Source organism: Pseudomonas syringae (genome assembly GCF_021605415.1).
Lineage (GTDB): Bacteria > Pseudomonadota > Gammaproteobacteria > Pseudomonadales > Pseudomonadaceae > Aquipseudomonas > Aquipseudomonas syringae_S.
In genome coordinates, this window is record NZ_WKEQ01000010.1 from 23631 (window position 1) to 49959 (window position 26329).

General features: G+C 59.4%; 23 protein-coding genes. 13 read left to right on the plus strand and 10 right to left on the minus strand.

What is annotated here, in order from left to right; genetic code table 11:
• Window positions 1–76 precede the first annotated feature (76 nt).
• From GIW69_RS09355 to GIW69_RS09370, 4 genes are all read right to left on the minus strand, one after another.
• The gene (locus GIW69_RS09355; protein WP_236481973.1) at window positions 77–1120 is read right to left on the minus strand and encodes an ABC transporter substrate-binding protein; all 1044 of its coding nucleotides are present in this window, start codon (window positions 1118–1120) and stop codon (window positions 77–79) included.
• Window positions 1121–1164: 44 nt separating this feature from the next.
• Window positions 1165–2289 carry an ABC transporter ATP-binding protein gene (locus GIW69_RS09360; RefSeq protein WP_236481975.1) on the minus strand — a complete coding sequence of 375 codons (1125 nt, stop codon included), beginning with the start codon at window positions 2287–2289 and terminating at the stop codon, window positions 1165–1167.
• Window positions 2290–2638: 349 nt separating this feature from the next.
• A complete protein-coding gene (locus GIW69_RS09365) occupies window positions 2639–3268 on the minus strand; it encodes a response regulator (RefSeq protein ID WP_008085218.1) in 630 nt (209 codons plus the stop codon).
• A 19-nt stretch (window positions 3269–3287) separates the two neighbouring features.
• Entirely contained in the window at window positions 3288–5681 is a 2394-nt protein-coding gene (locus tag GIW69_RS09370) for a PAS domain-containing sensor histidine kinase (RefSeq protein WP_236481976.1), read from the minus strand.
• Window positions 5682–5753: 72 nt separating this feature from the next.
• Between GIW69_RS09370 and GIW69_RS09375 the strand changes: the two genes are divergently transcribed.
• Window positions 5754–6737 (plus strand): alpha/beta hydrolase family protein, encoded by a 984-nt coding sequence (locus tag GIW69_RS09375; protein ID WP_236481978.1) that lies wholly within the window; start codon window positions 5754–5756, stop codon window positions 6735–6737.
• A gap of 117 nt (window positions 6738–6854) precedes the next feature.
• Here GIW69_RS09375 and GIW69_RS09380 read toward each other — a convergent pair whose 3' ends face one another.
• From GIW69_RS09380 to GIW69_RS09390, 3 genes are read right to left on the minus strand one after another with little or no spacing between them, the layout of a single operon-like run.
• On the minus strand, window positions 6855–7622 hold the full coding sequence (locus GIW69_RS09380) for a TerB family tellurite resistance protein (RefSeq protein WP_236481979.1): 768 nt from the start codon (window positions 7620–7622) through the stop codon (window positions 6855–6857).
• Window position 7623: 1 nt separating this feature from the next.
• Window positions 7624–8295: an N-acetylmuramate alpha-1-phosphate uridylyltransferase MurU gene (gene murU / locus GIW69_RS09385; protein WP_236481981.1), complete on the minus strand. Its 672-nt coding sequence runs from the start codon at window positions 8293–8295 to the stop codon at window positions 7624–7626.
• The gene (locus GIW69_RS09390; protein WP_236481983.1) at window positions 8292–9311 is read right to left on the minus strand and encodes a phosphotransferase; all 1020 of its coding nucleotides are present in this window, start codon (window positions 9309–9311) and stop codon (window positions 8292–8294) included. Before GIW69_RS09390 ends, murU begins: the two co-directional genes overlap by 4 nt.
• Window positions 9312–9441: 130 nt before the next feature.
• On the opposite strand from GIW69_RS09390, the gene GIW69_RS09395 reads away from it, so the two are divergent.
• From GIW69_RS09395 to GIW69_RS09445, 11 genes are all read left to right on the plus strand, one after another.
• A complete protein-coding gene (locus GIW69_RS09395; RefSeq protein WP_236481984.1) occupies window positions 9442–12252 on the plus strand; it encodes an LPS-assembly protein LptD in 2811 nt (936 codons plus the stop codon).
• Complete coding sequence (gene surA / locus GIW69_RS09400) at window positions 12233–13549, plus strand: peptidylprolyl isomerase SurA (protein ID WP_236481986.1); 1317 nt, start codon at window positions 12233–12235, stop codon at window positions 13547–13549. The genes GIW69_RS09395 and surA overlap by 20 nt, the downstream gene beginning before the upstream one ends.
• Complete coding sequence (gene pdxA, locus GIW69_RS09405; RefSeq protein ID WP_236481988.1) at window positions 13546–14535, plus strand: 4-hydroxythreonine-4-phosphate dehydrogenase PdxA; 990 nt, start codon at window positions 13546–13548, stop codon at window positions 14533–14535. Before surA ends, pdxA begins: the two co-directional genes overlap by 4 nt.
• Window positions 14532–15350, plus strand: a complete 819-nt coding sequence (gene rsmA / locus GIW69_RS09410; protein ID WP_236481989.1) for a 16S rRNA (adenine(1518)-N(6)/adenine(1519)-N(6))-dimethyltransferase RsmA — start codon at window positions 14532–14534, stop codon at window positions 15348–15350. The genes pdxA and rsmA overlap by 4 nt, the downstream gene beginning before the upstream one ends.
• A gap of 115 nt (window positions 15351–15465) precedes the next feature.
• Window positions 15466–15846, plus strand: a complete 381-nt coding sequence (apaG, locus tag GIW69_RS09415) for a Co2+/Mg2+ efflux facilitator ApaG/CorD (protein WP_236481991.1) — start codon at window positions 15466–15468, stop codon at window positions 15844–15846.
• The gene (locus GIW69_RS09420; protein WP_236481993.1) at window positions 15846–16727 is read left to right on the plus strand and encodes a symmetrical bis(5'-nucleosyl)-tetraphosphatase; all 882 of its coding nucleotides are present in this window, start codon (window positions 15846–15848) and stop codon (window positions 16725–16727) included. The genes apaG and GIW69_RS09420 overlap by 1 nt, the downstream gene beginning before the upstream one ends.
• A 33-nt stretch (window positions 16728–16760) precedes the next feature.
• Complete coding sequence (glpE, locus tag GIW69_RS09425; RefSeq protein WP_236481994.1) at window positions 16761–17090, plus strand: thiosulfate sulfurtransferase GlpE; 330 nt, start codon at window positions 16761–16763, stop codon at window positions 17088–17090.
• A 297-nt stretch (window positions 17091–17387) separates the two neighbouring features.
• Entirely contained in the window at window positions 17388–19310 is a 1923-nt protein-coding gene (locus GIW69_RS09430) for a PrkA family serine protein kinase (protein ID WP_236481996.1), read from the plus strand.
• Between the two features lie 121 nt (window positions 19311–19431).
• Window positions 19432–20703, plus strand: a complete 1272-nt coding sequence (locus tag GIW69_RS09435; RefSeq protein WP_201136428.1) for a YeaH/YhbH family protein — start codon at window positions 19432–19434, stop codon at window positions 20701–20703.
• Window positions 20700–22262, plus strand: a complete 1563-nt coding sequence (locus tag GIW69_RS09440) for a SpoVR family protein (protein WP_236481998.1) — start codon at window positions 20700–20702, stop codon at window positions 22260–22262. Before GIW69_RS09435 ends, GIW69_RS09440 begins: the two co-directional genes overlap by 4 nt.
• 63 nt (window positions 22263–22325) lie before the next feature.
• Window positions 22326–23549 carry a multifunctional CCA addition/repair protein gene (locus tag GIW69_RS09445; RefSeq protein ID WP_236482000.1) on the plus strand — a complete coding sequence of 408 codons (1224 nt, stop codon included), beginning with the start codon at window positions 22326–22328 and terminating at the stop codon, window positions 23547–23549.
• A 79-nt stretch (window positions 23550–23628) separates the two neighbouring features.
• Here GIW69_RS09445 and folK read toward each other — a convergent pair whose 3' ends face one another.
• Window positions 23629–24147, minus strand: a complete 519-nt coding sequence (folK, locus tag GIW69_RS09450) for a 2-amino-4-hydroxy-6-hydroxymethyldihydropteridine diphosphokinase (protein WP_236482001.1) — start codon at window positions 24145–24147, stop codon at window positions 23629–23631.
• Window positions 24138–24494, minus strand: coding sequence for a dihydroneopterin aldolase (folB, locus tag GIW69_RS09455; protein ID WP_236482003.1), 357 nt, complete (start codon window positions 24492–24494; stop codon window positions 24138–24140). The genes folK and folB overlap by 10 nt, the downstream gene beginning before the upstream one ends.
• Window positions 24495–24568: 74 nt before the next feature.
• Between folB and plsY the strand changes: the two genes are divergently transcribed.
• Window positions 24569–25138, plus strand: coding sequence for a glycerol-3-phosphate 1-O-acyltransferase PlsY (gene plsY, locus GIW69_RS09460; RefSeq protein ID WP_236482005.1), 570 nt, complete (start codon window positions 24569–24571; stop codon window positions 25136–25138).
• Between the two features lie 23 nt (window positions 25139–25161).
• Here plsY and tsaD read toward each other — a convergent pair whose 3' ends face one another.
• Entirely contained in the window at window positions 25162–26187 is a 1026-nt protein-coding gene (tsaD, locus tag GIW69_RS09465) for a tRNA (adenosine(37)-N6)-threonylcarbamoyltransferase complex transferase subunit TsaD (RefSeq protein WP_236482007.1), read from the minus strand.
• Between the last annotated feature and the right edge of the window lie 142 nt (window positions 26188–26329).

Here is a 26329-nt window from a genome sequence, read left to right on the forward strand (position 1 = left end):
CGGAGCGTCCCGGGCGGCATTCCCACGCAAAGCGTGGGAACGATCATCCGGAGCGCCGCCCGCCGGTGCTATGTGGTTATTTTGCGGCCCAGGAGTTGAAGCGCTGTTCCAGTTGCTCGCCGTTGTCAGCCCAGAAGCTGACGTCGATCTGCACCTGGTTGGCAATGTTCTCCGGGGTGGTCGGCATGTCTTTCAGGACATCCTTGGCCAGTAAAGGCACCGCTTGGATGTTGGCCGGGCCGTAGGCGATGTTTTCCGAGTAGGTCTTCTGCTGCTGCGGCTGTACCGAGTAGGCGATGAATTTCTTCGCCGCTTCTGCGCGCTTGGCGTCCAGACCACGCGGGATGGCCCAGGCGTCGAAGTCGTAGATGCCGCCGTTCCACACCACTTTCAGGTTGGATTCTTTCTGCACGGCTGCAATGCGGCCGTTGTAGGCCGAACTCATCACCACGTCACCGGAGGCGAGGTACTGCGGCGGTTGTGCGCCGGCCTCCCACCATTGAATGCTTGGCTTCAGCTCGTCGAGCTTCTTGAACGCGCGATCCTGGCCGCCCTTGCTGGCCAGTTCCTTGTAAACGTCTTTTGGCGCAACACCGTCGGCCATCAAAGCGAATTCGAGGGTGTACTTGGCGCCTTTGCGCAGGCCGCGCTTGCCCGGGAATTTCTTGGTGTCCCAGAAATCGACCCAACTGGTTGGTGCGGTTTTCAGTTTGTCGGCGTTGTAGGCCAGCACGGTCGACCACACGAAGAAGCCAACGCCGCATGGCTGGATGGCGCCTTTGACGTAGTCTTCGGATTTGCCGAACAGCGCCGGGTCAAGTTGCTCGAACATGTCTTCATCGCAGCCACGAGACAGTTCTGGTGATTCGACTTCGACCAGATCCCACGACACGCTCTTGGTGTCGACCATGGCTTTGACCTTGGCCATCTCGCCGTTGTACTCGCCGGCCACGATCTTGCCGTTGCCCGCCGCTTCCCACGGCGCATAAAACGCTTTGACCTGCGCGGCTTTGTTAGCCCCGCCGAAAGACACCACGGTCAGATCCGGGCCCGCCGCCATCGCGTGTGCCGCGCCGATCATGCCCATGACCAGAGCTGTGAACTTCAGGGATTTCAACATTTATATTGTTCTCCACGTGCAGGTTGGGTGAAGCAGAAGGGCGATCAATTCGCCTCTAGAAGTGGGTCGAGCGCGCGAACGTGTTCGACCTGCCAGCCAAGCGGTACCACGTCGCCGACGGCGAGCCCGGGATCGAGTTCTGCAATCGGTTGTTTCACGAAGAAGTCGGTCTTGCCGCAGACTTCCAGACGCACCCGGACGTGGTCGCCCAGATAGATGAATTCCGCCACCCTCCCTGAGAAGCGGTTGACGCATTGATCGCTCGAACCGTTGAGGCTGACGCGCTCCGGACGGATCGACAGGGTCACCGGTTCGCCGGTCTGGCCGACGTTGACCGCCAGCGCCTCGACTTTTTCCCCGCGTCCCAACTCGACCACGCAGCGCTCGCCGGTCTGGCTGAGCAGGCGGCCGTTAAGCCGGTTGTTCTCGCCGATGAAGTTGGCGACGAAGGTGTTCTTCGGCTCCTCGTAGAGGCTGCGCGGTGGGGCGATCTGCTGGATCTCGCCCTGATGGAACACGGCCACGCGGTCGGACATGGTCAGCGCTTCACCCTGGTCGTGGGTCACGTAGACCACGGTCACGCCGAGACGCTGGTGCAGGTGCTTGATTTCCATCTGCATGTGTTCACGCAGTTGTTTGTCGAGCGCGCCGAGCGGTTCGTCCATCAGCACCAGTTGCGGTTCGAACACCAGGGCGCGGGCCAATGCGACGCGCTGTTGCTGGCCGCCGGACAACTGCGCCGGGTAACGCTGGGCGAAGGCGTCGAGCTGCACCATGCTCAAGACTTTCTTGACCTTGTCGCTGACATCACTTTTGTTCAAGCCGCGCACGGTCAACGGGAAGGCGAGGTTTTCAGCTACAGTCATGTGCGGGAACAACGCGTAGTTCTGGAACACCATGCCAATGTCGCGCTTGTGCGGCGGCACGTTGTTGATCGAACGCCCGCCCAGCAGGATTTCACCGGCGGTCGGCGTTTCGAAACCGGCGAGCATCATCAGGCTGGTGGTCTTGCCGGAGCCGGACGGCCCGAGCAAGGTGAGGAATTCGCCTTTGCGGATATCCAGGTTGAGGTCTTTGACGATCAGGTTCTCGCCGTCGTAGCTCTTCTGCACACCACGAAAGCTGACCAGTACATCGCTGGCCCCTGCGTTTGAATCGACCTGGCTCATACCCACACCTTTGTTAGTGATGACTGCTGTGGGACTAAGCCTAGTGGCTGCTGGCAACCGCGCAAATCGGGGCGCAGGAGAGAATCGCCTCAGCCGGATGGAAGGTTGGGGGTAGGGATTGCCCTACACGGATGGCGCGTTTGGATAAACGCAGCGATAAGTTGCAGGCTTGAAGCTGCAAGGACGGGCGAAAGCGCTTGTCGCAAATGGATATGCCGGTATTTGCAAACTTAATAGCGAACCCTGTGGGAGCTGGCTTGCCCGCGATGGCGGTTCGCCTGCCACTTAAACGTTAACTGGGCCGCCGCTATCGCCGGCAAGCCAACTCCCACAGGTTTTGGCAGTGTGGTCAAAGCAGTTTATGCTCCATGGCGTATTTCACCAGTTCGGCCAGGGAGGTGATGTTGAGCTTTTGCATCAGCCGCGCCTTGTGGGTGCTGATGGTCTTGCTGCTCAGGGCCAGTTGCTGGGCGATGTCGTTGACGTTGGCGCCCTGAGCCAGGCGTTCGAACACCGAGAATTCACGCTCCGACAGCAGTGAATGCAAGGGCCGGGCATCGGTCAGACCGACTTCGAAGACCATGCGATCCGCCAGATCCGGATCGATGTAGCGCCCGCCCGCCGCGACTTTACGGATGGCGGTCAGTAACAGCGCGGGATCGCTGTCCTTGGTTGCGTAGCCGGCGGCGCCGACTTTCAGCGCCCGGGCGGCCATTTGCGCTTCGTCGTGCATCGACAACACCAGAATGGCTGGCGGGTTGTTCAGCGCACGGATCCGTGGAATTGCCTCAAGGCCATTGACGCCGGGCATCGAGATGTCGAGCAAGACCACTTCGCACGGCACATGGCGCAGGGTTTCCAGCAATTGCTCGCCATTGCTCGCCTCGCCCACCACTTGCAGATCCTTGGCCAGGCCGATCAATTGCTTGATGCCTTCGCGAACGATGGTGTGGTCTTCAGCTACCAGTACACGGATCACATTTTTCTCCATCTCTATGTCAGCCCTCACCCACCGGCACATGCACTACCAAGGTTGTGCCCTCCCCGACCTCACTCTCCAGCACCAACCGCCCACCCAGGATCAGCACCCGCTCACGCATCCCGACCAATCCGAACGATGTCGACCTACCCGTCGCGGCGACAAATCCTACGCCATCATCGCTGACTGTCAGACACAATTCGTCCCCTTCCATTGTCAATGTCAGCTCCACAGTGTGTGCCTGAGCATGGCGCATCACATTGGTCAGCGCTTCTTGCAAAATCCGGAACAGACCAATGGCCTTCGCGTCGCTGAGCGGCGGCAGGTTATCCGGCACCTGCACCAGACACGGAATCTGCGTGCGAGCCTCAAATCGTCGAGCCTGCCATTCGATGGCCGACGCGATACCGGCATCGAGAATCGGCGGACGTAGCGCAGTGGCGACATCGCGCACCAGTTGAAACAATTGAGCGATCAAGCGCTTCATGCTGTTCAGTCGTTCGTGCAAGCCTGGATCGAGTTGCGCATAGGCCAGTTCGCACATCGACGTTTCCAGTTTGAGCACGGTCAGCATCTGTCCCAGCTCATCGTGCACTTCCCGGGCGATCCGCGCCTTTTCTTCTTCACGCACGCTCTCAAGGTGCGCCGACAGTTCACGCAGCTGTCCGCGAGAATCAGCCAGTTCCAGTTCGATGCGCTTGCTGTCGGTGATGTCCCAGACGATGCCGTCCCACGCCGAGGCGCCACCCTCCAGTTGGCGGGTGATGGCTTTGATCTCGGCCCAGCGCTGCTCGCCCTGACGGGTGAGGATGCGTCCTTGCCATGACCAGTCGCTGTCGGTGTCGAGCGCGTGATCCTGCGTCTGGTGATAACTGGCCTTGTCGTCCGGATGCACCAGGCTGCGCAACCCCATGTCGCGATGGGCGATGGTTGCGGGGGAGTAACCGACCAGGCTCTCGCTGCCTTCACTGATGTAGGCGAAATCAATCTGCCCGGTAATGGCCGCCCGCTCCAGCCGAAACACCAGCCCCGGCACGTTGGCGGCGATGCCTTGCAAACGCGCCTCGCTTTCCTGCAACGCGGCCAGTGCGCGACGGCGTTCCGTGACGTCGGTGAGGTAAACCACCAGGTATTCGCTGTCGCGAAAACGCAGAAAACTCAGCGACACATCCGCCGGCAGAATGCTGCCGTCGGCGCGCACGCAACTGGTTTCGAAACTCAGCGGTCCCTCCTCACTGGTGCGGGCGCGCTTCCAGAGGTTCAACCAGCGATCCATGTGCAAACCCGGTTCGAAATCGATCAGCGGTCGCTCAATGAGCCCGCCCTGCGGATAGCCGAGCATGTACTCCGCCGCGCGATTGGCGTAGCGCACATGGCTGTCCCAATTCACCCAGAGAATGCCGACAGTGCTTTGATCGATGGAAAACTGGGTCACGCGCAGGGCCTCTTCGCTGGCGGCTCGCAGTGCAATGTCTTCGCGCGCCGCCAGCAGACGCTGCTCGAGGCTGTGTTGCTGGCGGCGCTGCCAGAACACAATCGCCACGCAACTGAGCAACATCACAGCGAACAACAGGCTGAGGTTTTGCCAGAACCCCGGCGATTCGGACAATCGCGGGTACTTGGGTTGCAGCCATTGATTGTGCAGTTGCTCCAGATCCTTGGCCGGGATCGCCCGCAAGCCACTTTCGACGATGCTCGCCAGTTCCGGCCAGTCCCGGCGAGTGGCCACGCGCAACAGCTGCGGCAAACCAATATCGCCAACCACCACCAGCTCCGAGAACTCAGGCTCCGCCGACAGTCGCCCGAGCTGCGCCTCGTCGACGACGGCGTAACCGGCCTGCTGGCTCAACAGCAACTGCAACGCCTGACGCTCCAGTGGCACGCCTTGCACATTCAGATGCGGATAATTGCTGCGCAGATAATCGGCCGTGGCACTGGGCATGCGCACGGCGACGCGGGTCTGGCTGTCGAGTTTTTCCAGTTCCACCACGCCGCCGGTCTTCTGGTCGCTGACCACCAGTTGCGGCACGCGCATGTAGGGATCGGAAAACTGCCAGAGGCGCAGACCAGCAGGGGTTTGGGTCAGGCCCGGGGCAATGTCGATTTCATCGTTGCGCACGGCTGCTTCCAAGTGAGCGAGGTCGGGAAAGTTGCGCCAGCTCAATTCGACGTTGAGCGCTTTCGCCAACCATTTCATCAGTTCAACGTTGGCCCCGGACAACCTTTGAAGACGCCGGTCGTATTGCGCATAGGGCGCTTGCAGCACCAGGCCGACGCGCAATTCATTGTGTTGCGCCAGCCATTGCCGCTCGCCATCGGACAGCTGCACGACAAGCGCCGGAGCAGGCGCCGCCCACCCCATCAAGGGAAACCACAAACAGCCGATAACCCACAGGCAGCAAAAACGCATCATTGAAGTCTCACACCTGACAAATTCTGACCAACCCTTTAGGCTGCCGGGATACTTTCTGGCCTGGAAAAACCGATGCCCTCTGTCTACCGCCTGGCAATGCCAGCATTGTGCCTGTCGCTGATCCTCCCTTGTGCGTTTTCTGTCCAGGCTGCCGACCCGGCGCCCGCCACGGAAAAACCTGCCGAAGAGAAACCAGTCGAACGCCAGCCACTGCTTGAGCGTAGTCAGGAAGAAGCCGCGGCACTTGAACGCAGCGTCCCGGCTCAGGAGCAGCAAACATTGCAGGCCGGTGGTGAGAACTTCCTTGCCTTGTGGAAAACCGCTAATACCGCCGAACCCAAAGGCACGGTGATCATCATTCCCGGTGCTGGCGAAACCGCTGACTGGCCGCAAGCAATTGGCCCGCTGCGACGCAAATTGCCTGACGTCGAATGGAGCAGCCTGAGTATCACCCTGCCCGATCTGCAAAGCGACGCCATCGCGCCGCGTGTAGCCGAAGCGCCCGTCCCGCCGAAAACCGCCGAGCCCGCCAGCAAGGACGCGACCACTGCCGAGCCGATCGAGCAAGCCGCCGGTGGCGAAGCCGACATCACCGACAAGGTCGTCGCCGAGTCCACCGAAGAACAGCAGAAGGACGATGCCGAGCGCATTTTCGCGCGCATCGACGCCGCGATCGCGTACGCCGAGCAGCAGAGTGCGCGCAGCATTGTCGTGCTCGGACACGGCACCGGTGCTTATTGGGCCGCGCGTTATCTGAGCGAGAGGCAGACGTCTCAAGTAGAGAAGTTCGTGATGGTGGATGCGCAGACACCGGCCAAGACCAAACCGCAACTGGCCGAACTCACGCCGACTTTGAAGCTGCCGACCGCCGACATTTTCTACATGGACAAATCGCTGGATCGCAATGCGGCACTGGAGCGTATGCAGGCCAACAAGCGGTTGAAGACTTCAGCGTTCAGTCAGGTAGCGCTCAAAGCCTTGCCGGACAAGAAGGCTGAGCAAGAGCAATTGTTCCGCCGGGTGCGTGGCTGGTTGAATCCGCAGAACACTGACTGATCGAGAAACCGAGTCACCCTTGATCGCGAGCAGGCTCGCTCCCACACTGGAATGCATTTCAAATGTGGGAGCGAGCCTGCTCGCGATTGGGCATTACAGAAAACTCACGTCTGCCGCTTAACGAAAATCCCGCCGCTCACGTATCAACGTATAGGCGTTGTGCAATTCACGGGTCTTGTCCGTAGCCTCGCGCACCTGCAGCGCCGTCGCGCCACTGCCGGCGATCTTGTCCGGATGATGGCGACTGAGCAACCGTCGATAAGCCCGTTTGATCTGCGAAGGTTCGGTCGTCGACGACACGCCAAGCAAGCGCATGGCGTCTTGATACGTCACCGCCGCACTCACAATCGGACGTTTATGCGGCTCATAGTCGGCTGCCAACGCCTGCACCTGATGCGTCGTCCAGCCCAGCCATTTGCCCCATTGCGCCAACAGTTCGCGCTCACTGACACCGGCGCGACCGTCCGCCCAGACCATACGCCAGCAAGCGCGCAGCACGCCCTCGGCGGCGTGAGGCTGAGCGCTCAGCCGCCGTAGATAACCGCGCAGGCTATCGCCACCGGACTTGCCACGGTTAAACGCGGCAATCGCCCGCCGCTGCGCCGGCTCGCTCATTTCCAGCGCACGCATTTCTTGCCGCGCCTGCTGGATATGCCCATCCGCCACTCGACCGTCGCTCTTGGCCAGACGGCCGAGCAAGACGAACAGCAATTCGTCGTTGCGCAGCATCGGCCGGCCGCCGAGCTTTTCGCGCAGATGCCCCCAGCTCTGTAACTGCAGACGCCGATCCAGCGCCTGCCCCAACAAAGCGCCCAGCATGGCCCCCGGAATGCTTGCAATCGCAAAACCCGCTCCGGCTCCAATCAGAGTCCCTGGCCACAACATGTCAGCGACTCGCTTCTATCAAGGCTTCGGCTTCAGCCAGACGCTCGTGGGTGCCGACATCGACCCAATGGCCCTTCAATTGCTCACCGCTCACCTGTCCGGCAGACATTGCCTTGCGCAGCAAGGGCGCCAGTTTGAATGCGCCGTCCTGACAGCCGTCGAACAATTGCGGATGTATGACGGCGATGCCGCTGTAGGTCAGGGTCGTCGCGCCCGGTTCAGCGTCGTGCACCTGGCCGTCGCGCAGAACGAAGTCGCCGGTCGGGTGATGAGGCGGGTTGTCGGCCAGCACCAGATGCGCCAATCCGTTGATCGGCTGGTGCAATACGCTGAAGTCGTAATCGGTCCAGATGTCGCCGTTGACCACCAGAAACGCTTCGTCTCCCAACATCGGCAAGGCGCGGAAAATGCCGCCGCCGGTTTCCAGCGGCTCACCTTCGGGCGAGTACTGAATGTTCACGCCGAACTGCGAGCCGTCGCCGAGATAATCCTCGATCTGCTGACCCAGCCAGGCGTGGTTGATCACGATGTCGCTGAACCCGGCTGCCGCCAAGGCACGCAGGTGATACTCGATCAACGGCACGCCACCGGCACGCACCAGCGGTTTGGGCGTGGTCAGGGTCAGCGGGCGCATGCGCTCGCCTTTGCCGGCCGCAAGAATCATGGCTTTCATGCTGACGCTCCACCACGCAGGCTGGCCAGCAGCGTTTGCAGATCGGCCAGCTCGGGACGGCGTGCTACCACGGCGTCTATATAAGAGAAGAAGCGCGGCACGTCGGCGAGGTAGCGTGGTTTGCCATCGCGATGGCAGATGCGCGCGAAGATGCCGATGACTTTCAAATGGCGCTGCACGCCCATCAGATCGCTGGCGCGCAGGAAATCTTCGAAATCGGGCTGCACCGGAATGTTCAATGCCGAAGCTTGCTGCCAGTAATTCTCCAGCCAGCCGCGCACACGCTCTTCCGGCCAGCTCAGGAATGCGTCCTTGAACAGGCAGGTGACGTCATACGTCACCGGGCCATAGACCGCGTCCTGGAAATCCAGCACACCTGGATTCGGCTCGCTGAGCATGAGGTTGCGCGGCATGTAGTCGCGATGCACCAGCACTTTTGGTTGCGCCAGGGCGCTGTCGATCAGCAGGTCGCTGACCTTCTGCCATTGCTGCTGTTGCGCCGTGTAGAACTCGACGCCCAACTCGCGTTTCACGTACCAGTCGGGGAACAGCTCCAGTTCGCGCCGTAGCAGTGCGACGTCGTAACTCGGCAGCGGTGCAACCATCGGCAATTGCTGAAAAGCCAGCAAGGCTTGCAAGGCATCCTTGAACAACGCGTCGGCATTTTCGCCGTTGATGACGTCCAAAAAGGTCTTATTGCCCAGATCGTTGAGCAAAAGAAATCCTCGCTCAAGGTCTTCTGCATAAATTTTCGGCACATTTATTCCGGATTTCGCCAGCAGAAAAGCGATATCCACAAACGGTTTGCAGTTTTCCTGGGGCGGCGGGGCGTCCATTACGACGAAGCTGCGACCCGCGCCTTCCCAACGGAAATAACGACGGAAACTCGCGTCACTGCTGGCCGCGGTCAACGTGGCCGGGGGCACGGTGCCCCAGCCCTGATCCGCAAAAAGGATTGCCAACTGCTCATCGAGCCAAACTTTCAGGTGTTGCAAGCGTACATCTTGGTCAGGCATTGCAAGGGTCTCCGACGGCGCTAGCCGTCAAGCGGGTCATGCTTTATTATCCAGCATCTTTTTCAGACCATCGAGAGGCGTGCGGCCCACACCGCGGGCAGATGGCACGCAGGAAGCCCGGACTAATAAGATGGCATTGAAATCCCCCGCGTTTCGTAAAAAATTTCCGTTGTTGGTAACCGGCAGTCTGCTGGCTATGCAACCTCTGGCCAGTTCGTTCGTTGTTGCCGCCGAGCAGTATGACTGCTCCGTCTCGGCTTCGGGTGGCTGGGACTGTGCGCCCAAGACGCCGGCGGCAGCATTGCCGCCGCGTCCGGTACACGACGGCAGTGCCGTCAGTGCCACCGGCGAAACGCCGGCCGACGCAGGCACCAGCACGGTTTCCGGTCAGGACAGCGGCCCTAAGCCAGTGCTCGTCACCGAGTCCAAGGGTCGTGGTCTTAAATCCCGTAGCGAAGACTACAGTCACCTCGACTGGGTTCCGCGCGAGAAGCTCACTGCCGCTCAATTGGCAGAGACCGGTCCTTACTGCTCTGGTTCCTATATCGAACCGATTCGTCCTGGCATGAATGACAAGACGAATAAAAGTGACGCGCCGACGTTCATCGGTGCCAAGGCGTCGCGTTATCAGCAGGATCAGCAGGTCGCCACCCTGGCCGGTGACGTCGTCATGCGCCAGGGCAGCATGCAGGCAGAAGCCGACGAGGCGAACCTGTATCAGGCCGAGAGCCGTGGCGAACTCGCCGGCAACGTGCGCATCCGCGACAACGGCGCGTTGATCGTCGGCGACCATGCCGACGTGCAGCTCGATACCGGTGAAGCCAAAGTCGATAACGCCGAATACGTGATGCACAAATCGCGCATTCGCGGTAACGCGCTGTACGCCAAGCGCGCCGAGAACGCGATCATCCGCTTGAAGGACGGCACGTACACCACGTGCGAACCGAACAGCAACGCCTGGCAGCTCAAGGGCAACAACATCACCCTGAACCCGGCGACCGGTTTCGGTACCGCGACCAACGTGACCTTGCGCGTGAAGGACATTCCGATCCTGTACACGCCTTACATCTACTTCCCGATCGACGATCGTCGCCAGTCAGGTTTCCTGCCGCCGACCATCGGCACCGGCAGCGATACCGGCTTCATGCTGGTCACGCCGTACTACTTCAACCTGGCGCCGAACTACGATGCCACGTTGTATCCGCGTTACATGAGCAAGCGCGGCATGTTGGTGGAAGGCGAGTTCCGCTACCTCACCAAGTCCAGCGAAGGCCAGTTCGGCGCGGCGTACCTCAACGACGAAGACGACGAGCGCAGCGGGCAGAGCGACTACGACAAGACCCGCTACATGTACAACTGGCAGCACAAGGGCGGTCTCGACACCCGCGTGCTCACCCAGGTCGACTACACCAAAATCAGCGATCCGTATTACTTCCAGGATCTGCAGACTGATCAGATCGGCGTGAAAAGCGACGACTACGTGAACCAGCAGGGTTCCGTGACCTACCGTGGCGACAGCTACACGGCGCGCCTGAACGCTCAGGCGTATCAGTTGGCCACCGTGTCGAACATCACGCCGTATAACCGTCTGCCGCAGATCACCTTCAACGGTCAGCTGCCGTATCATCCTCAGGGTCTCGATTTCGATTACCAGACGGAAATCGTGCGATTTGATCGCGACTTGCGAGACGGCAACTTCGTCAACGAAGACGGCACCGTCGAGCGTCGTCTCGATAACAACGTTCGGGGCTTGGTGCGCTCCAACGGCGACCGCTTGAACCTCAAGCCGGGCGTCAGCCTGCCGATGGAGTGGAGCTATGGCTTCCTCAAGCCATCGCTGAAATATCAGTTCACCCAGTACCAACTGGATCTGGATGGCACCGGCAAGTCTCAGATTGCAGCGCAAACCGCGGCACAGGACAAACTCAACGGTACGTTCAGCAGCAGCCAGAGCCGTGGCGTTCCGATTGCGAGCATCGACAGCGGGTTGTATTTCGACCGCAGCACCTCGTATTTCGGCAAGGACTACCGCCAGACTCTGGAGCCGCGCCTGTTCTATCTCTATGTACCGAAGGAAGACCAGGAAGACATCCCGGTATTCGACACCAGCGAATACACCTTCAACTACGCCTCGCTGTTTCGCGAAAACCGGTTCTCCGGTTCCGACCGTGTCGGCGACGAGAACAAACTGTCGCTGGGCGTAACCAGCCGCTGGATCGAAGACGATGGTTTCGAACGTCAGCGCATCAGCGTCGGCCAAGCACTCTACTTCAAGGATCGTGAAGTTCAGTTGCCGGGTATCGCCTTCGATGATCGCGACGATGCCAAATCCAAGGTATCGCCTTATGCGCTCGAATATGAATATCGCTGGAATCGCGATTGGCGAACCACCGCGAACTACAACTGGGATCCGGACAGCCGCAGCCCACGCTCCGGCAGCGCGATGTTCCACTACCAGCCTGAAGACAACCCGAACAAGGTCATTAACGCCGGCTATCGCTATCGCAACGACCAGGTTCGTTACGACCAGAACACCGGTAAATGGTCGGTCGGCGGTGGTGACTACGGCACGCCGGGTCAACCGGGTTACGTGAAGGACTACTACAAGATCCAGCAGCATGATTTCTCGGTCATCTGGCCGATCGTTCCACAGTGGAACGCCATCAGCCGCTGGCAGTACGACTACAACCGCAACCGTACCCTGGAAGCCTTCGGTGGCTTCGAGTACGACAACTGCTGCTGGAAGCTGCGCGTGATCAACCGTTACTGGGTCAGCTATGACGAGTTCAGTCAGAACGCCCCGGAAAACGAAAAAGGCGACCACGGCGTCTTCCTCCAAATTGTTCTGAAGGGACTCGGCGGCCTCACCGGCGCCAAAGTAGAGAGCTTCCTCGACAAAGGCATCCAAGGTTATCGTGAACGTGAAGACCAAGCTTTCTGATTGTCTGCGCCCGCTGATGCTGGGCGCGCTGTTCCTGGGTACTGCGGCGAATGCTGCGGTGCAGTCCATCGACAAGGTCGTGGCCATCGTCGACAACGACGTGGTCATGCAGAGCCAACTGGATCAACGTGTCCACGAAGTTCAGCAGACCATCGCCAAGCGTGGCGGCGGTTCGCCGCCACCAGGCGTGCTGGATCAACAGGTGCTTGAGCGCCTGATCGTTGAAAACCTGCAATTGCAGATCGGCGAACGCTCCGGCATCCGCATCACCGATGAAGAACTGAACCAGGCTGTGGGCACCATTGCCCAGCGCAACAACATGTCCGTGGAGCAGTTCCGCGCCGCTCTGGCCCGCGACGGTCTGTCTTACGACGACGCCCGCGATCAGATCCGCCGTGAAATGATCATCAGCCGTGTCCGTCAGCGCCGCGTGGCCGAGCGCATCCAGGTGTCCGAGCAGGAAGTGAAGAACTTCCTCGCCTCCGACCTGGGCAAAATGCAGCTATCGGAAGAACTGCACTTGGCCAACATCCTGATTCCCACCCCGGAAAGCGCCAACTCTGAAGCAATTCAGAACGCCGCTCGCCAGGCCATGGATGTTTACCAGCAGCTCAAACAAGGCGCTGACTTCGGCCAACTGGCCGTTGCCAAATCCGCCAGCGATAACGCGCTGGAAGGCGGCGACATGGGCTGGCGTAAAGCCGCTCAATTGCCACCGCCGTTCGACCGCGAATTGAGCAGCATGGCCGTCGGCGACGTCACTCAGCCTGCACGCACGCCGGGTGGCTTCATCATCCTCAAGTTGCTGGCAAAACGTGGCGGCGAAAGCCAGATGCGCGATGAAGTCCACGTACGCCATATTCTGGTCAAGCCAAGTCCAATCCGCGACGAAGCCAAAACCAAGGCGCTGGTTCAATCGCTGTACGACCGCATTTCGGCCGGCGAAGATTTCGCTGAATTGGCGAAGAGCTATTCCGAAGACCCGGGCTCCGCACTCAACGGTGGCGACCTGAACTGGATCGACCCAAGCTCGCTGGTTCCGGAATTCCGTGACGTGATGGCCAAGACCCCACAAGGTCAGCTGTCCAAGCCATTCCAGACCCAATACGGCTGGCACGTTCTGGAAGTCCTTGGCCGCCGCGCCACCGACAGCACCGAACAGGCGCGTGAGCAGCAAGCAATGACCGTCCTGCGTAACCGCAAATACGACGAAGAGCTGCAAACCTGGCTGCGTCAGATACGTGACGAAGCGTACGTCGAGATCAAACTCCCTGGTGCAGACCAGGCAGCGCAGTGAAACCCAAGCGTTTCGCGCTGACACCTGGCGAACCAGCCGGCATAGGCCCCGACCTGTGCCTGCTGCTCGCCTCGCAAGCCCAGCCACACCCTCTGATTGCCATTACCAGCCGTGACCTGCTCCTTCAGCGGGCCGCGCAGCTGGGGCTGGCCGTCGATCTGCTCGCGGTCTCTCCTGGGCACTGGCCAGATGCTCCGGCACCGGCCAACAGCCTGTATGTCTGGGATACACCGCTCAGCGCGCCGGTCGTTGCCGGGCAACTGGACAAAGCCAATGCGCCATTCGTCCTGGAAACCCTGACCCGCGCCGGCAAGGGCTGCCTGAACGGCGATTTTGCTGCAATGATCACCGCGCCGGTGCATAAAGGCGTGATCAACGAGTCAGGCATTGCGTTCTCCGGGCACACGGAGTTTCTCGCGGATCTGACCCACACCACCCAAGTGGTGATGATGCTCGCCACCCATGGCTTGCGCGTGGCACTGGTGACCACTCACCTGCCCCTACGCGAGATCGCCGACGCGATCACACCGGAGCGACTGGAGCGGGTCACGCGAATCCTGCACACCGACCTCCAAGAAAAATTCGGCATCGCCCAGCCACGTATCCTGGTTTGCGGGCTCAATCCGCACGCCGGTGAAGGCGGACACCTGGGCCGCGAAGAAATCGACATCATCGAACCGACATTAGAGCGCCTGCGCAGCGAAGGCATGGATCTTCGTGGCCCGCTGCCCGCCGACACTCTGTTTACCCCCAAATATCTGGAGCACTGCGATGCAGTGCTGGCGATGTACCACGACCAGGGCCTGCCGGTGCTGAAGTACAAAGGCTTCGGCGCGGCGGTCAACGTGACCCTCGGCCTGCCGATCATCCGCACTTCGGTTGACCACGGCACCGCCCTTGATCTGGCCGGCAGCGGCAGAATCGACACCGGCAGCCTGAAAGTTGCCCTGGAAACCGCCTACCAGATGGCCGAGACCCGTTTATGACCGAGCAATACCAACACAAGGCGCGCAAGCGTTTTGGCCAGAACTTCCTGCACGATGCCGGCGTCATCGACCGTATTCTGCGCTCCATCAGCGCAAAATCCGGCGATCGTCTGCTGGAAATCGGCCCGGGCCAGGGCGCACTGACTGCCGGCCTGCTCAACAGCGGCGCGCAGCTAGACGTGGTGGAACTGGATAAAGACCTGATCCCGATCCTCAACCAGCAGTTCGCTGGCAAGAGCAACTTCAACCTGCACCAGGGCGACGCGTTGAAGTTCAACTTCAACAGCCTCAACGCCGAGCCGAACAGCCTGCGCGTCGTCGGCAACCTGCCGTACAACATCTCCACGCCGCTCATTTTCCACCTGCTGAACAACGCAGGGATCATTCGCGACATGCACTTCATGCTGCAAAAAGAAGTGGTTGAGCGACTGGCGGCAGGTCCCGGTGGCGGTGACTGGGGTCGCCTGTCGATCATGGTTCAGTATCACTGCCGGGTTGAACATCTGTTTAATGTTGGCCCGGGTGCATTCAACCCGCCGCCGAAGGTCGACTCCGCCATCGTGCGCCTCGTTCCACACGCCGTGCTGCCCCATCCGGCCAAGGATCATCGCTTGCTCGAGCGCGTCGTCCGCGAGGCCTTCAACCAGCGCCGCAAAACTTTGCGCAATACGCTCAAGCAGTTGATGACAAATGACGAAATCGAAGCTGCCGGTGTTGATGGCAGCCTGCGTCCAGAGCAACTGGATCTGGCCGCGTTCGTGCGCCTGGCCGATAAACTGGCCGAACAAGTTGCGCAAGACCCCGCCGCCCACTGAAGGGCGATGAACGCTATCGGGCAGGACGCCACTCTGGTTTACTGCCCGATACTTGCCTAGACTGACTTCTTATCAGCTACGCCCCGCGTTTCGCTTCGTTCTTAAGGCCTTTTGCATGTCCGATCCTCGTTATCAGGTCGACGTCAGCGTCGTCACCCGCTATCTGGCAGACCAGTCGCAACCCGAGCAAGACCGCTTTGCCTTCGCTTACACCATCACCGTGCAAAATAATGGCTTGATGCCGGCCCGCCTGCTCTCCCGTCACTGGGTGATCACCGATGGCGACGGGCATGTCGAAGAGGTTCGCGGCGCCGGTGTCGTCGGCCAGCAGCCATTGATCGACACGGGCAAAAGCCACACCTACAGCAGCGGCACTGTGATGACCACCAAGGTCGGCAACATGCAGGGCACTTACGAAATGGTCGCCGAAGACGGCAAGCATTTCGACGCTGTGATCAAACCTTTCCGCCTCGCCGTTCCGGGAGCGCTTCACTGATGGCGACGTATGCCGTCGGCGACCTGCAAGGCTGCCTCGACCCGCTCAAGTGCCTGCTCGACAAGGTCGGCTTCGACCCGGCGCTTGATCGGCTCTGGCTGGTGGGTGATCTCGTCAACCGTGGCCCGCAATCCCTGGAAACCCTGCGCTTCCTTTATAAGCTGCGTGATTCGCTAGTGTGCGTTTTGGGCAACCATGACCTGCACCTGCTGGCCGCCTGGCAGAACATCGAGCGCATGAAAAAGGGCGACACCCTGCGCGAAATCATTGAGGCGCCCGATTGTCCGGAATTGATGGAGTGGCTTCGTCAGCAAAAGCTCATGCACTACGACGAACAACGCGACGTCGCCATGGCCCATGCGGGCATCCCGCCACAATGGTCATTGCGCAAAGCACTGAAATGCGCCGCTGAAGTCGAAACGGCCCTACGCGATGACAATCTGCTCCCTGCCTTCCTCGATGGCATGTACGGCAACGAACCGGCGAAATGGGACAACGACCTTAAAGGCGTACCCCGCCTGCGCACGATTACCAACTATTTCACGCGCATGCGTTTCTGCACTGCCGAAGGCAAGCTCGACCTCAAAAGCAAAGAGGGCATGGACAGCGCACCACCGGGTTTTAAACCCTGGTTTCAACACAAGGAGCGCAAGACCCAAGGCCTGCGAATCATCTTCGGCCACTGGGCGGCGCTGGAAGGCAACGTCCTTGAACCGGGCATTTTCGCGCTCGACACCGGCTGCGTCTGGGGCGGCTCGATGACGTTACTGAATGTCGACAGCGGCGAACGCCTGTCTTGCCAATGCGATGAGCACGGCGGTCTGTTGCCGTCAGTCGCCCCCATCAGCCAAGAATCTTCACCAGCCAGCGCCCCGCGCTAGACTGCGCTATCAGCCGAGCCACAGGAGCCCGCCATGACTGAATTCAAACGCATCCCTCCCGAACAGGCCCAATCTCTGCGCGAACAAGGCGCGGTGGTGGTCGACGTGCGTGACCCCGCGACTTTCGCCGCCCTGCACATCAGCGGTTCGAAGCATCTGGACAACCATTCCCTGCACGCTTTCATTCAGGGCGCCGACCTTGATGCACCGACCGTCGTCGTTTGCTATCACGGCAATTCCAGCCAGGGCGCTGCCGCTTATCTGATCAGCCAGGGCTTCTCCGACGTCTACAGCATGGACGGCGGCTTCGAGCTCTGGCGTACGACGTATCCTTCGGAAACCGCGCAAGGCACCTCCGAATAATTTTTTTGTAATGCGCCAGCCCCCGCCTCCTGCGGGCTGGCGCGGTGACGGACGAACGGTCTGCCACAACTAATTACGTATCTCGCCTTTCCCTCTCGAATTCTTAACTATCCTTAAGCGCAGGCCATCCAAAACAGGGGAGAGCCGGTACACCGGCGCGCGGGTCATCGGGAGTGGTTTTCGCGATCTGAGATCGCGAAAGCGTTCTGGGGGGTAAACATCAGCTGCCAAAGCAGCTGCTGCCAGCATCGACTGAGTGATCCGGCGTCGGCTCCACGTATCGAGCGAGGTGACGTCATGAGTATCTTTAGCCACTTCCAACAACGCTTCGAGTCCACACGCCAGGAAGAATTTTCGCTGCAGGAATACCTGGAACTGTGCAAAAAGGATCGCAGTGCCTATGTTTCAGCCGCCGAGCGCCTGCTTATGGCCATCGGCGAACCGGAGCTGCTCGACACTTCGACCAATTCGAGGCTGTCGCGGATCTTCTCCAACAAGGTGATCCGTCGCTATCCGGCCTTTGAAGACTTCCACGGGATGGAAGAATGCATCGACCAGATCGTCTCGTATTTCCGTCACGCCGCCCAAGGCCTGGAAGAGAAGAAACAAATTCTCTATTTACTCGGCCCCGTTGGCGGCGGTAAATCGTCCCTGGCCGAGAAGCTGAAACAGTTGATGGAAAAGGTGCCCTTCTATGCAATCAAGGGTTCACCGGTATTCGAGTCGCCGCTGGGTCTGTTCAACGCCACTGAAGATGGCGCGATCCTCGAAGAGGACTTCGGCATTCCACGGCGCTACGTCAATACCATCATGTCGCCATGGGCTACCAAACGCCTGGCCGAATTCGGCGGCGACATCAGCCAGTTCCGCGTGGTCAAGCTATACCCGTCGATCCTCAACCAGATCGCAGTGGCCAAGACTGAACCGGGCGACGAGAACAACCAGGATATTTCGGCACTGGTGGGTAAGGTCGATATCCGTAAACTCGAGGAATTCCCGCAGAACGACGCCGACGCCTACAGCTATTCCGGTGCGCTGTGCCGGGCCAACCAGGGCCTGATGGAATTCGTCGAAATGTTCAAGGCGCCGATCAAGGTGCTGCACCCATTGCTGACCGCCACTCAGGAAGGCAACTACAACAGTACCGAAGGCCTGGGCGCGATTCCGTTCACCGGGATTCTGCTGGCTCACTCCAACGAATCGGAGTGGCACACCTTCCGCAACAACAAAAACAACGAAGCGTTCATCGACCGGATCTACATCGTCAAAGTGCCGTACTGCCTGCGCGTCAGCGACGAGGTGAAGATCTACGACAAACTGCTGTTCAACAGCTCACTGGCCAAGGCCCATTGCGCGCCGGACACCCTGAAAATGCTCGCGCAATTCACCGTGCTGTCACGTCTCAAGGAGCCTGAGAACTCCAACATCTATTCGAAGATGCGCGTGTACGACGGTGAAAACCTCAAGGACACCGATCCGAAGGCCAAGTCGATCCAGGAATACCGAGACTCCGCAGGCGTCGACGAGGGCATGAACGGTCTGTCGACCCGTTTTGCGTTCAAGATTCTGTCCAAGGTCTTCAACTTCGACCCGCATGAAATCGCCGCCAACCCGGTGCACCTGCTTTATGTATTGGAACAGCAGATCGAGCAGGAGCAATTCCAGGCTGAAACCCGAGAGCGCTATCTGCGCTACCTGAAAGAATACCTGGCGCCGCGTTACATCGAGTTCATCGGCAAAGAAATCCAGACGGCCTATCTTGAGTCTTACAGCGAATACGGCCAGAACATCTTCGACCGCTACGTGCTGTACGCGGACTTCTGGATTCAGGATCAGGAATACCGCGATCCGGAAACCGGCGAGATCCTCAACCGCGTCGCTCTGAACGAAGAATTGGAAAAGATCGAAAAACCGGCCGGCATCAGCAATCCGAAGGATTTCCGCAACGAGATCGTCAACTTCGTACTACGCGCCCGCGCCAACAACAACGGCAAGAATCCGACCTGGCTCAGTTACGAAAAACTTCGGGTGGTCATCGAGAAGAAAATGTTCTCGAACACGGAAGATCTGCTGCCGGTCATCAGTTTCAACGCCAAAGCCAGCAAAGAGGATCAACAAAAGCACAACGATTTTGTTACACGAATGGTCGAACGCGGATACACCGACAAACAGGTTCGGCTTCTTTCCGAATGGTACCTACGGGTCCGGAAGTCGCAGTGAAGCAGCTGCAAGCTACTAGCTACAAGTTGCAAGAACAAAGCGCGTAGCCCACAGATGCCCGGGAGACTGCTTTTACTTGCAGCTTGAAGCTCACAACTTGAAGCTGCCCGGAGGGCTTCCTATGAGTTATGTGATCGACCGACGCCTGAATGGCAAGAACAAGAGCACGGTAAACCGCCAGCGCTTTTTGCGGCGTTATCGTGACCACATCAAGAAGGCTGTCGAAGAGGCGGTCAGTCGACGTTCCATTACCGATATGGAACACGGCGAACAGATCAGCATTCCCGGTCGCGACATCGACGAACCGGTGCTTCACCATGGTCGCGGCGGCAAGCAGACCGTGGTTCATCCGGGCAACAAGGAATTCACCGCTGGTGAGCATATTGCGCGCCCACCGGGAGGGGGCGGCGGTCGCGGGCCGGGCAAGGCTGGTAACTCCGGCGAAGGCATGGACGAGTTCGTTTTCCAGATTACTCAGGAAGAGTTCCTCGAATTCATGTTCGAAGACCTTGAACTGCCAAACCTGGTCAAACGCAACCTCAGCGGCACCGACACCTTTAAAACCGTACGCGCAGGTATCAGCAACGAAGGCAATCCGTCGCGGATCAACATCATTCGCACACTTCGCTCGGCCCATGCTCGACGCATTGCACTGTCCGGCAGCAGCCGGGCGAAACTTCGTGAAGCGAAGGAAGAACTGGCACGTCTGAAGCGCGAGGAACCTGACAACTTTGGCGACATTCAAGATCTCGAGGCGGAAATCGAGAAGCTCAGCGCGCGCATTCATCGGGTGCCGTTTCTTGACACTTTCGACCTCAAATACAACCTCTTGATCAAGCAACCCAACCCCAGCTCGAAAGCGGTGATGTTCTGCCTGATGGACGTGTCCGGCTCCATGACGCAAGCGACGAAAGACATCGCCAAGCGCTTCTTCATCCTGCTGTATCTGTTCCTCAAGCGTAATTACGACAAGATCGATGTCGTCTTCATCCGCCACCACACCAGCGCCCGGGAAGTCGACGAAGAAGAGTTTTTCTATTCGCGGGAAACTGGTGGCACTATCGTTTCCAGTGCCTTGAAGCTGATGCAGGAGATCATGGCCGAGCGCTACCCGAGCAACGAATGGAACATCTACGCCGCCCAGGCTTCCGACGGCGACAACTGGAACGACGACTCGCCGATCTGCCGCGATATTCTGATCAACCAGATCATGCCGTTTGTGCAGTACTACACTTACGTCGAGATCACCCCTCGCGAACATCAAGCCTTGTGGTACGAATACGAACGCATCGCCGAAGCCTTTTCCGACACTTTTGCCCAGCAGCAACTGGTCTCGGCCGGGGATATCTATCCGGTCTTCCGTGAACTCTTCCAGCGCAGGTTAGTGACATGACCGCCAAAGAGCAGAAGCGCCAACCCATTTCCACCGGCTCCGAATGGACATTCGAGCTGATCCAGACCTACGACCGCGAAATCAGCCGTATCGCGGCCCGTTATGCGCTGGACACCTATCCCAACCAGATCGAAGTGATCACCGCCGAACAGATGATGGATGCGTATGCGTCGGTCGGCATGCCCTTGGGTTATCACCATTGGTCTTACGGCAAACACTTCCTCAGCACCGAAAAATCCTACAGTCGCGGCCAGATGGGGCTGGCGTACGAGATCGTGATCAACTCGGATCCGTGCATCGCCTACCTGATGGAAGAAAACACCATCTGCATGCAGGCATTGGTAGTCGCCCATGCCTGCTATGGCCATAACAGCTTTTTCAAAGGCAATTACCTGTTTCGCACCTGGACAGATGCCAGTTCGATCATCGATTACCTGGTGTTCGCCAAGCAGTACATCATGCAGTGCGAAGAGCGCCACGGCATCGATGCCGTGGAAGACTTGCTCGACTCCTGCCACGCCTTGATGAATTACGGTGTCGACCGCTACAAGCGGCCCTATCCTATTTCCGCCGAAGAGGAACGTCGGCGGCAGAAGGATCGCGAAGAGCATCTGCAGAAACAGATCAATGACCTGTGGCGCACGATTCCCAAAGGCGCGGACAAATACAGCGACAAGGACAACGCCCGTTTCCCGGCGGAACCCCAGGAAAACATCCTGTACTTCATCGAAAAACATGCGCCGCTGCTGGAACCGTGGCAGCGTGAGATCGTGCGGATCGTGCGCAAGATCGCCCAGTATTTTTATCCGCAGCGCCAGACCCAAGTGATGAACGAGGGTTGGGCAACGTTCTGGCATTACACGCTGATGAATGACCTGTACGACGAAGGCCTGGTCACCGACGGCTTCATGATGGAGTTCCTGACATCGCACACCAGCGTCGTGTTCCAGCCGGGCTTCGACAGCCCTTACTACAACGGCATCAACCCGTATGCGCTGGGCTTCGCGATGTACCGCGACATCCGTCGCATGTGCGAACACCCCACCGAAGAGGATCGCCGCTGGTTCCCGGAAATAGCCGGATCCGACTGGCTGTCGACCATCAAGTTCGCCATGAGCAGCTTCAAGGACGAGAGCTTTATCCTGCAGTACCTGTCGCCTCAGGTGATCCGTGATCTGAAGCTGTTCAGCATCCTCGATGATGACCAGAAAGACGATTTGCTGGTGCCTGCCATCCATGACGAGAGTGGTTATCGCACCATTCGAGAAACTCTGGCGGCGCAGTACAACCTCGGCAATCGCGAGCCCAATGTGCAGATTTACAGCATCGACCGGCGCGGAGACCGCTCCCTCACCCTGCGACACCAGCAACATGACCGTAAACCGCTGGGCGATTCCACAGATGAAGTGCTTAAACACCTGCATCGATTGTGGGGTTTCGATATTCATCTGGAAACGTTGCAAGGCGACCAGATCATGAAAACCCATCACGTGCCCCCGCGCAGTGAGCACAGCGAAGGGGATTACGGTCGCCTCGATCTGGCCGTCATTCACCTTTGAAACCGTTTCCACCTCCGAAAGCCCGCCGCAGGCGTTATCCTGTCGGGCCAACGGAGGTTTTTTATGCAGATTTATAAGGTTGGCGGTGCGGTTCGTGATCGCCTGCTCGGCAAACCGGTCACTGACATTGATCGGGTGGTGGTCGGGGCCACGACTGAAGAGATGCTCGCCCAAGGCTTTCGGCCGGTCGGCGCTGACTTTCCCGTGTTCCTGCATCCGAAGACCGGTGAGGAATACGCCCTCGCCCGCACCGAACGCAAAAGCGGTCGCGGCTATGGCGGCTTCACTTTCCACGCCAGCCCTGAGGTGACCCTCGAAGAGGATTTGATTCGCCGCGATCTGACCATCAATGCGATGGCCGAGGACGATCAGCAAAACATCACTGATCCCTACCACGGCCAGCGAGATCTTGAAGATCGCATCCTGCGCCACGTTTCCCCCGCGTTTGCCGAAGATCCGCTCCGAGTCTTGCGCGTTGCCCGTTTCGCGGCCCGCTACGCAGGATTGGGTTTTACCGTCGCGTCAGAGACGCTGGAGCTGATGCGCGAACTCAGCGACTCCGGCGAACTGGAAGCCCTGACCGCAGAACGCAGCTGGAAAGAAATATCCCGGGCGCTTATGGAAGAGCAGCCACAGGTATTCATCCAGGTGCTGCGCGATTGCGGCGCGCTCAAGGTGTTGATGCCAGAAGTCGACGCGCTGTTCGGTGTACCGCAACCGGAAGCCCATCATCCGGAAATCGACAGCGGAATTCACACCCTGAGCGTGTTGGAACAGTCTGCCATTCATAAGCAACCGCTGACGGTGCGCTGGGCCTGCCTCCTGCATGACTTGGGTAAGGGGCTGACGCCGGAAGAGCAATGGCCTCGGCATATCGCCCATGAGCACAAAGGGCTGAAGCTGATCAAAGCGGTCAACGAGCGTTTCAAGGCGCCGAGAGATTGTCAGGAACTGGCGCTGTTGGTCGGCCAATATCACACCCATGGGCATCGAGCCCTGGAATTGAAAGCCTCAACATTGCTGGAGTTGCTGCAGAGCTTCGACGTTTATCGTCGGCCACAGCGCTTTGAGCAGTTCATCTTTGCTTGTGAGATGGACGCGCGCGGGCGTAAAGGCCTTGAGCAACGCCGTTATCCACAGGCGGATTATTTGCGTGGAGCGGCGGTGGCTGCGCGGAGCGTGGCGGTGCAGCCGTTGCTGGAGAAGGGTTTCAGAGGGCCTGAATTGGGTGAGGCCCTTAAGCGCGAGCGACTTAAGGCTTTGAAGATTTATAAGGAGCAGGCGTGAAGAGAGATCAAAGATCGCAGCCTGCGGCAGCCTCCTACAACGATCGAGGCAGGGGCTGCCGCAGGCTGCGATCTTTGCTCTAAAGAAGATTCGCCGGCGTCAGCTGCTGGCCCCGCCACTCGAACGCCACAGGCGCTAACACCTGATCGATCCGCGCCTCGGCCCACATCGTGGCGAAGCTTTTGCCTACACCCGGATGCACTCGATCCGGCGCAATCAGCGACAATGGCCACAACACAAAGGCGTTTTTCAGAATCTCTGCCCGAGGCAGAACCAGCCCGTCAAAGTTGCCGACCTGATCGCCGTACAGCAACACATCGATATCCAGTGGCAAGCCCTTGCGATCCGGGGCATAACGGCCGTTATCCGCCTCGATGAACTTCAAGCGCCGATCCAGTTCCATCAACGGCAGATCGGTATACGCCGACACCACAAAATTGAAGAATGGCCCGCTCTTGATCCCCACCGGTTGGCTTTCGAACACTGCCGAACAATGGATATCCACCAAGAACGTGGCCAGGGCATCGAGGCCTGCGCGTAAATGTGTTTCGCGCTCGATATTGCTACCGAGCCCGAGATAGACCTGAGTCAGCGACATCCGCGCTCGATCTCCACGCCAACGCCACCCTTGGCGGCCGGAACAGCGCCCGGTTTGGTCAGCTTCAAACGTACCCAGGTGATCTTGAATTCGGCCATCAGCACTTCGACCAGACGCTCGGCAAATGTCTCGACCAACTGAAACTGCGCCTGTTCGGCGAACGCCTGGATGCGCGCGGAAACACTGGCATAGTCGAGCGCCAGGGTCAGGTCGTCACCCGCGGCAGCCGGACGATTATCCCAGGCGAAGGCAAGATCAAGCCGCAGGCACTGTCGGATGCCGCGCTCCCAGTCGTAGGCACCGATGACAGTGTCGACTTCCAGGCCCTCGATAAACACTCTGTCCAAGCACTTTTCTCCGCTGCACGACAAGGGCGCAATGCGCCGTTAGAATCAGGGCGTCCTCGCCCGGAATAGTTAGCATGTTTTGGTTACTGGCGATCCTCGCCTACCTGCTCGGCTCGCTGTCCTTCGCCATTTTGCTCAGCCGCCTGACCGGAAACCCGGATCCGCGAATGAGTGGCTCGGGCAATGCCGGCGCCACCAATATGTTGCGTCTGGCCGGACGCAAGCTTGCCATCCTGACCCTGCTGGGCGATCTGTGCAAAGGCTTGCTGCCGGTGCTGGTCGCGGCGGGGATCGGCCTTTCGCTTCAGGATCAGGCATGGATCGGCGTATGTGCCGTGATCGGCCACCTGTTCCCGCTGTACTTCCGCTTTCGCGGCGGCAAAGGTGTCGCCACCGCCGCCGGCATGCTGCTGGGCCTGTATCCGCCCGCTGCGCTCCTGGCGGTATGCGCCTGGCTGCTGACGTTTTACCTGACCCGCACCAGCTCACTGGCCGCTTTGATCGCTACACCGCTGACCCTGCCGCTGCTTGCCTGGCAGGAACCGGCGGCGCTACTGCCGATGAGCGCGCTCACGCTGCTCATCGTCTGGCGCCATCGCGGCAATCTACGCGACCTGTTTGCCGGGCGCGAACGGCATTTCTAAGTGCCGCACACAAGCATCGCTCATTACAGCCCCGACAGTTGCTCCATCGGCCAGCGCGCCTGCACGCTGATCGCCAGGCTTTCCTTTTGACCGGCCTGCAATCGCTGGCAACCGGCAAATGCAATCATCGCACCATTGTCGGTGCAGAACTCGGGACGTGCGTAAAACACGTCGCCCTTCATATCACCGAGCATTTTCTCCAGCGACGCGCGCAACGCCTTGTTGGCGCTGACGCCACCGGCGATCACAAGACGCTTCATGCCCGCCTGTTTCAGGGCGCGCTTGCACTTGATGGTCAAAGTCTCCACCACCGCCTGCTGGAACGCCAGCGCGATGTCGCAACGGGCTTGCTCGCCGTCGTCCCCGGCGCTGACACATTGCTGCCAGGTGTTGAGGGCGAAGGTTTTCAGACCGCTAAAGCTGAAATCCAGGCCCGGACGATCACACATCGGACGCGGGAAAGTGAAACGTCCTGCGACGCCCTTCTCCGCGAGTTTTGCGATTTCCGGTCCGCCCGGATAATTGAGGCCCATCATCTTGGCGGTCTTGTCGAAGGCTTCACCCGCCGCATCGTCGAGAGTCTCGCCGAGCAGGGTGTATTCGCCGATGCCATCGACCTGAACGAGCTGCGTATGACCACCGGAGACCAACAAAGCGACGAACGGGAACTCCGGTGGTTTCGGCTCCAGCATCGGTGCCAGCAAGTGACCTTCCATGTGGTGCACGCCGAGCGCCGGAATTCCCCAGGCAAAGGCCAGCGCCTGGGCGCAAGACGCCCCGACCAGCAACGCCCCGACCAGGCCGGGACCTGCGGTATAGGCGATTGCATCGATCTCGGTCGGCACACTGTCAGCTTCGGCCAGGACCTGACGAATCAGGGGCAGCATGCGTTTGACGTGGTCGCGCGAGGCCAGCTCCGGCACCACACCACCATAGGCGCGGTGCAGGTCGATCTGACTGAACAGCGCGTCGGCCAGCAAACCGCGTTCACTGTCGTATAAAGCGACGCCGGTTTCGTCGCAGGAGGTTTCTAATCCCAGTACTAGCATGGGTTTGCGCCTTGTTTAGGCTGAATTCGAAGGCGCGCATAATAGTCGCCGTGCGAGGCCCCGACCAGCGGTTTTCGATCAGAGGCTTTGCATTCCGAGCGATGAGGGGTTAACATCCGCAACCCTTAAAAACCGACGTCTT

What these genes read in the sequence shown, in the direction of transcription:
- GIW69_RS09355 (WP_236481973.1), bottom strand. Translation starts at nt 1,120, where the DNA reads ATGTTGAAATCCCTGAAGTTCACAGCTCTGGTCATGGGCATGATCGGC.
- GIW69_RS09360 (WP_236481975.1), bottom strand. Translation starts at nt 2,289, where the DNA reads ATGAGCCAGGTCGATTCAAACGCAGGGGCCAGCGATGTACTGGTCAGC.
- GIW69_RS09370 (WP_236481976.1), bottom strand. Translation starts at nt 5,681, where the DNA reads ATGATGCGTTTTTGCTGCCTGTGGGTTATCGGCTGTTTGTGGTTTCCC.
- GIW69_RS09375 (WP_236481978.1), top strand. Translation starts at nt 5,754, where the DNA reads ATGCCCTCTGTCTACCGCCTGGCAATGCCAGCATTGTGCCTGTCGCTG.
- GIW69_RS09380 (WP_236481979.1), bottom strand. Translation starts at nt 7,622, where the DNA reads ATGTTGTGGCCAGGGACTCTGATTGGAGCCGGAGCGGGTTTTGCGATT.
- murU (WP_236481981.1), bottom strand. Translation starts at nt 8,295, where the DNA reads ATGAAAGCCATGATTCTTGCGGCCGGCAAAGGCGAGCGCATGCGCCCG.
- GIW69_RS09390 (WP_236481983.1), bottom strand. Translation starts at nt 9,311, where the DNA reads ATGCCTGACCAAGATGTACGCTTGCAACACCTGAAAGTTTGGCTCGAT.
- GIW69_RS09395 (WP_236481984.1), top strand. Translation starts at nt 9,442, where the DNA reads ATGGCATTGAAATCCCCCGCGTTTCGTAAAAAATTTCCGTTGTTGGTA.
- rsmA (WP_236481989.1), top strand. Translation starts at nt 14,532, where the DNA reads ATGACCGAGCAATACCAACACAAGGCGCGCAAGCGTTTTGGCCAGAAC.
- apaG (WP_236481991.1), top strand. Translation starts at nt 15,466, where the DNA reads ATGTCCGATCCTCGTTATCAGGTCGACGTCAGCGTCGTCACCCGCTAT.
- GIW69_RS09420 (WP_236481993.1), top strand. Translation starts at nt 15,846, where the DNA reads ATGGCGACGTATGCCGTCGGCGACCTGCAAGGCTGCCTCGACCCGCTC.
- glpE (WP_236481994.1), top strand. Translation starts at nt 16,761, where the DNA reads ATGACTGAATTCAAACGCATCCCTCCCGAACAGGCCCAATCTCTGCGC.
- GIW69_RS09430 (WP_236481996.1), top strand. Translation starts at nt 17,388, where the DNA reads ATGAGTATCTTTAGCCACTTCCAACAACGCTTCGAGTCCACACGCCAG.
- GIW69_RS09435 (WP_201136428.1), top strand. Translation starts at nt 19,432, where the DNA reads ATGAGTTATGTGATCGACCGACGCCTGAATGGCAAGAACAAGAGCACG.
- GIW69_RS09440 (WP_236481998.1), top strand. Translation starts at nt 20,700, where the DNA reads ATGACCGCCAAAGAGCAGAAGCGCCAACCCATTTCCACCGGCTCCGAA.
- GIW69_RS09445 (WP_236482000.1), top strand. Translation starts at nt 22,326, where the DNA reads ATGCAGATTTATAAGGTTGGCGGTGCGGTTCGTGATCGCCTGCTCGGC.
- folK (WP_236482001.1), bottom strand. Translation starts at nt 24,147, where the DNA reads ATGTCGCTGACTCAGGTCTATCTCGGGCTCGGTAGCAATATCGAGCGC.
- plsY (WP_236482005.1), top strand. Translation starts at nt 24,569, where the DNA reads ATGTTTTGGTTACTGGCGATCCTCGCCTACCTGCTCGGCTCGCTGTCC.
- tsaD (WP_236482007.1), bottom strand. Translation starts at nt 26,187, where the DNA reads ATGCTAGTACTGGGATTAGAAACCTCCTGCGACGAAACCGGCGTCGCT.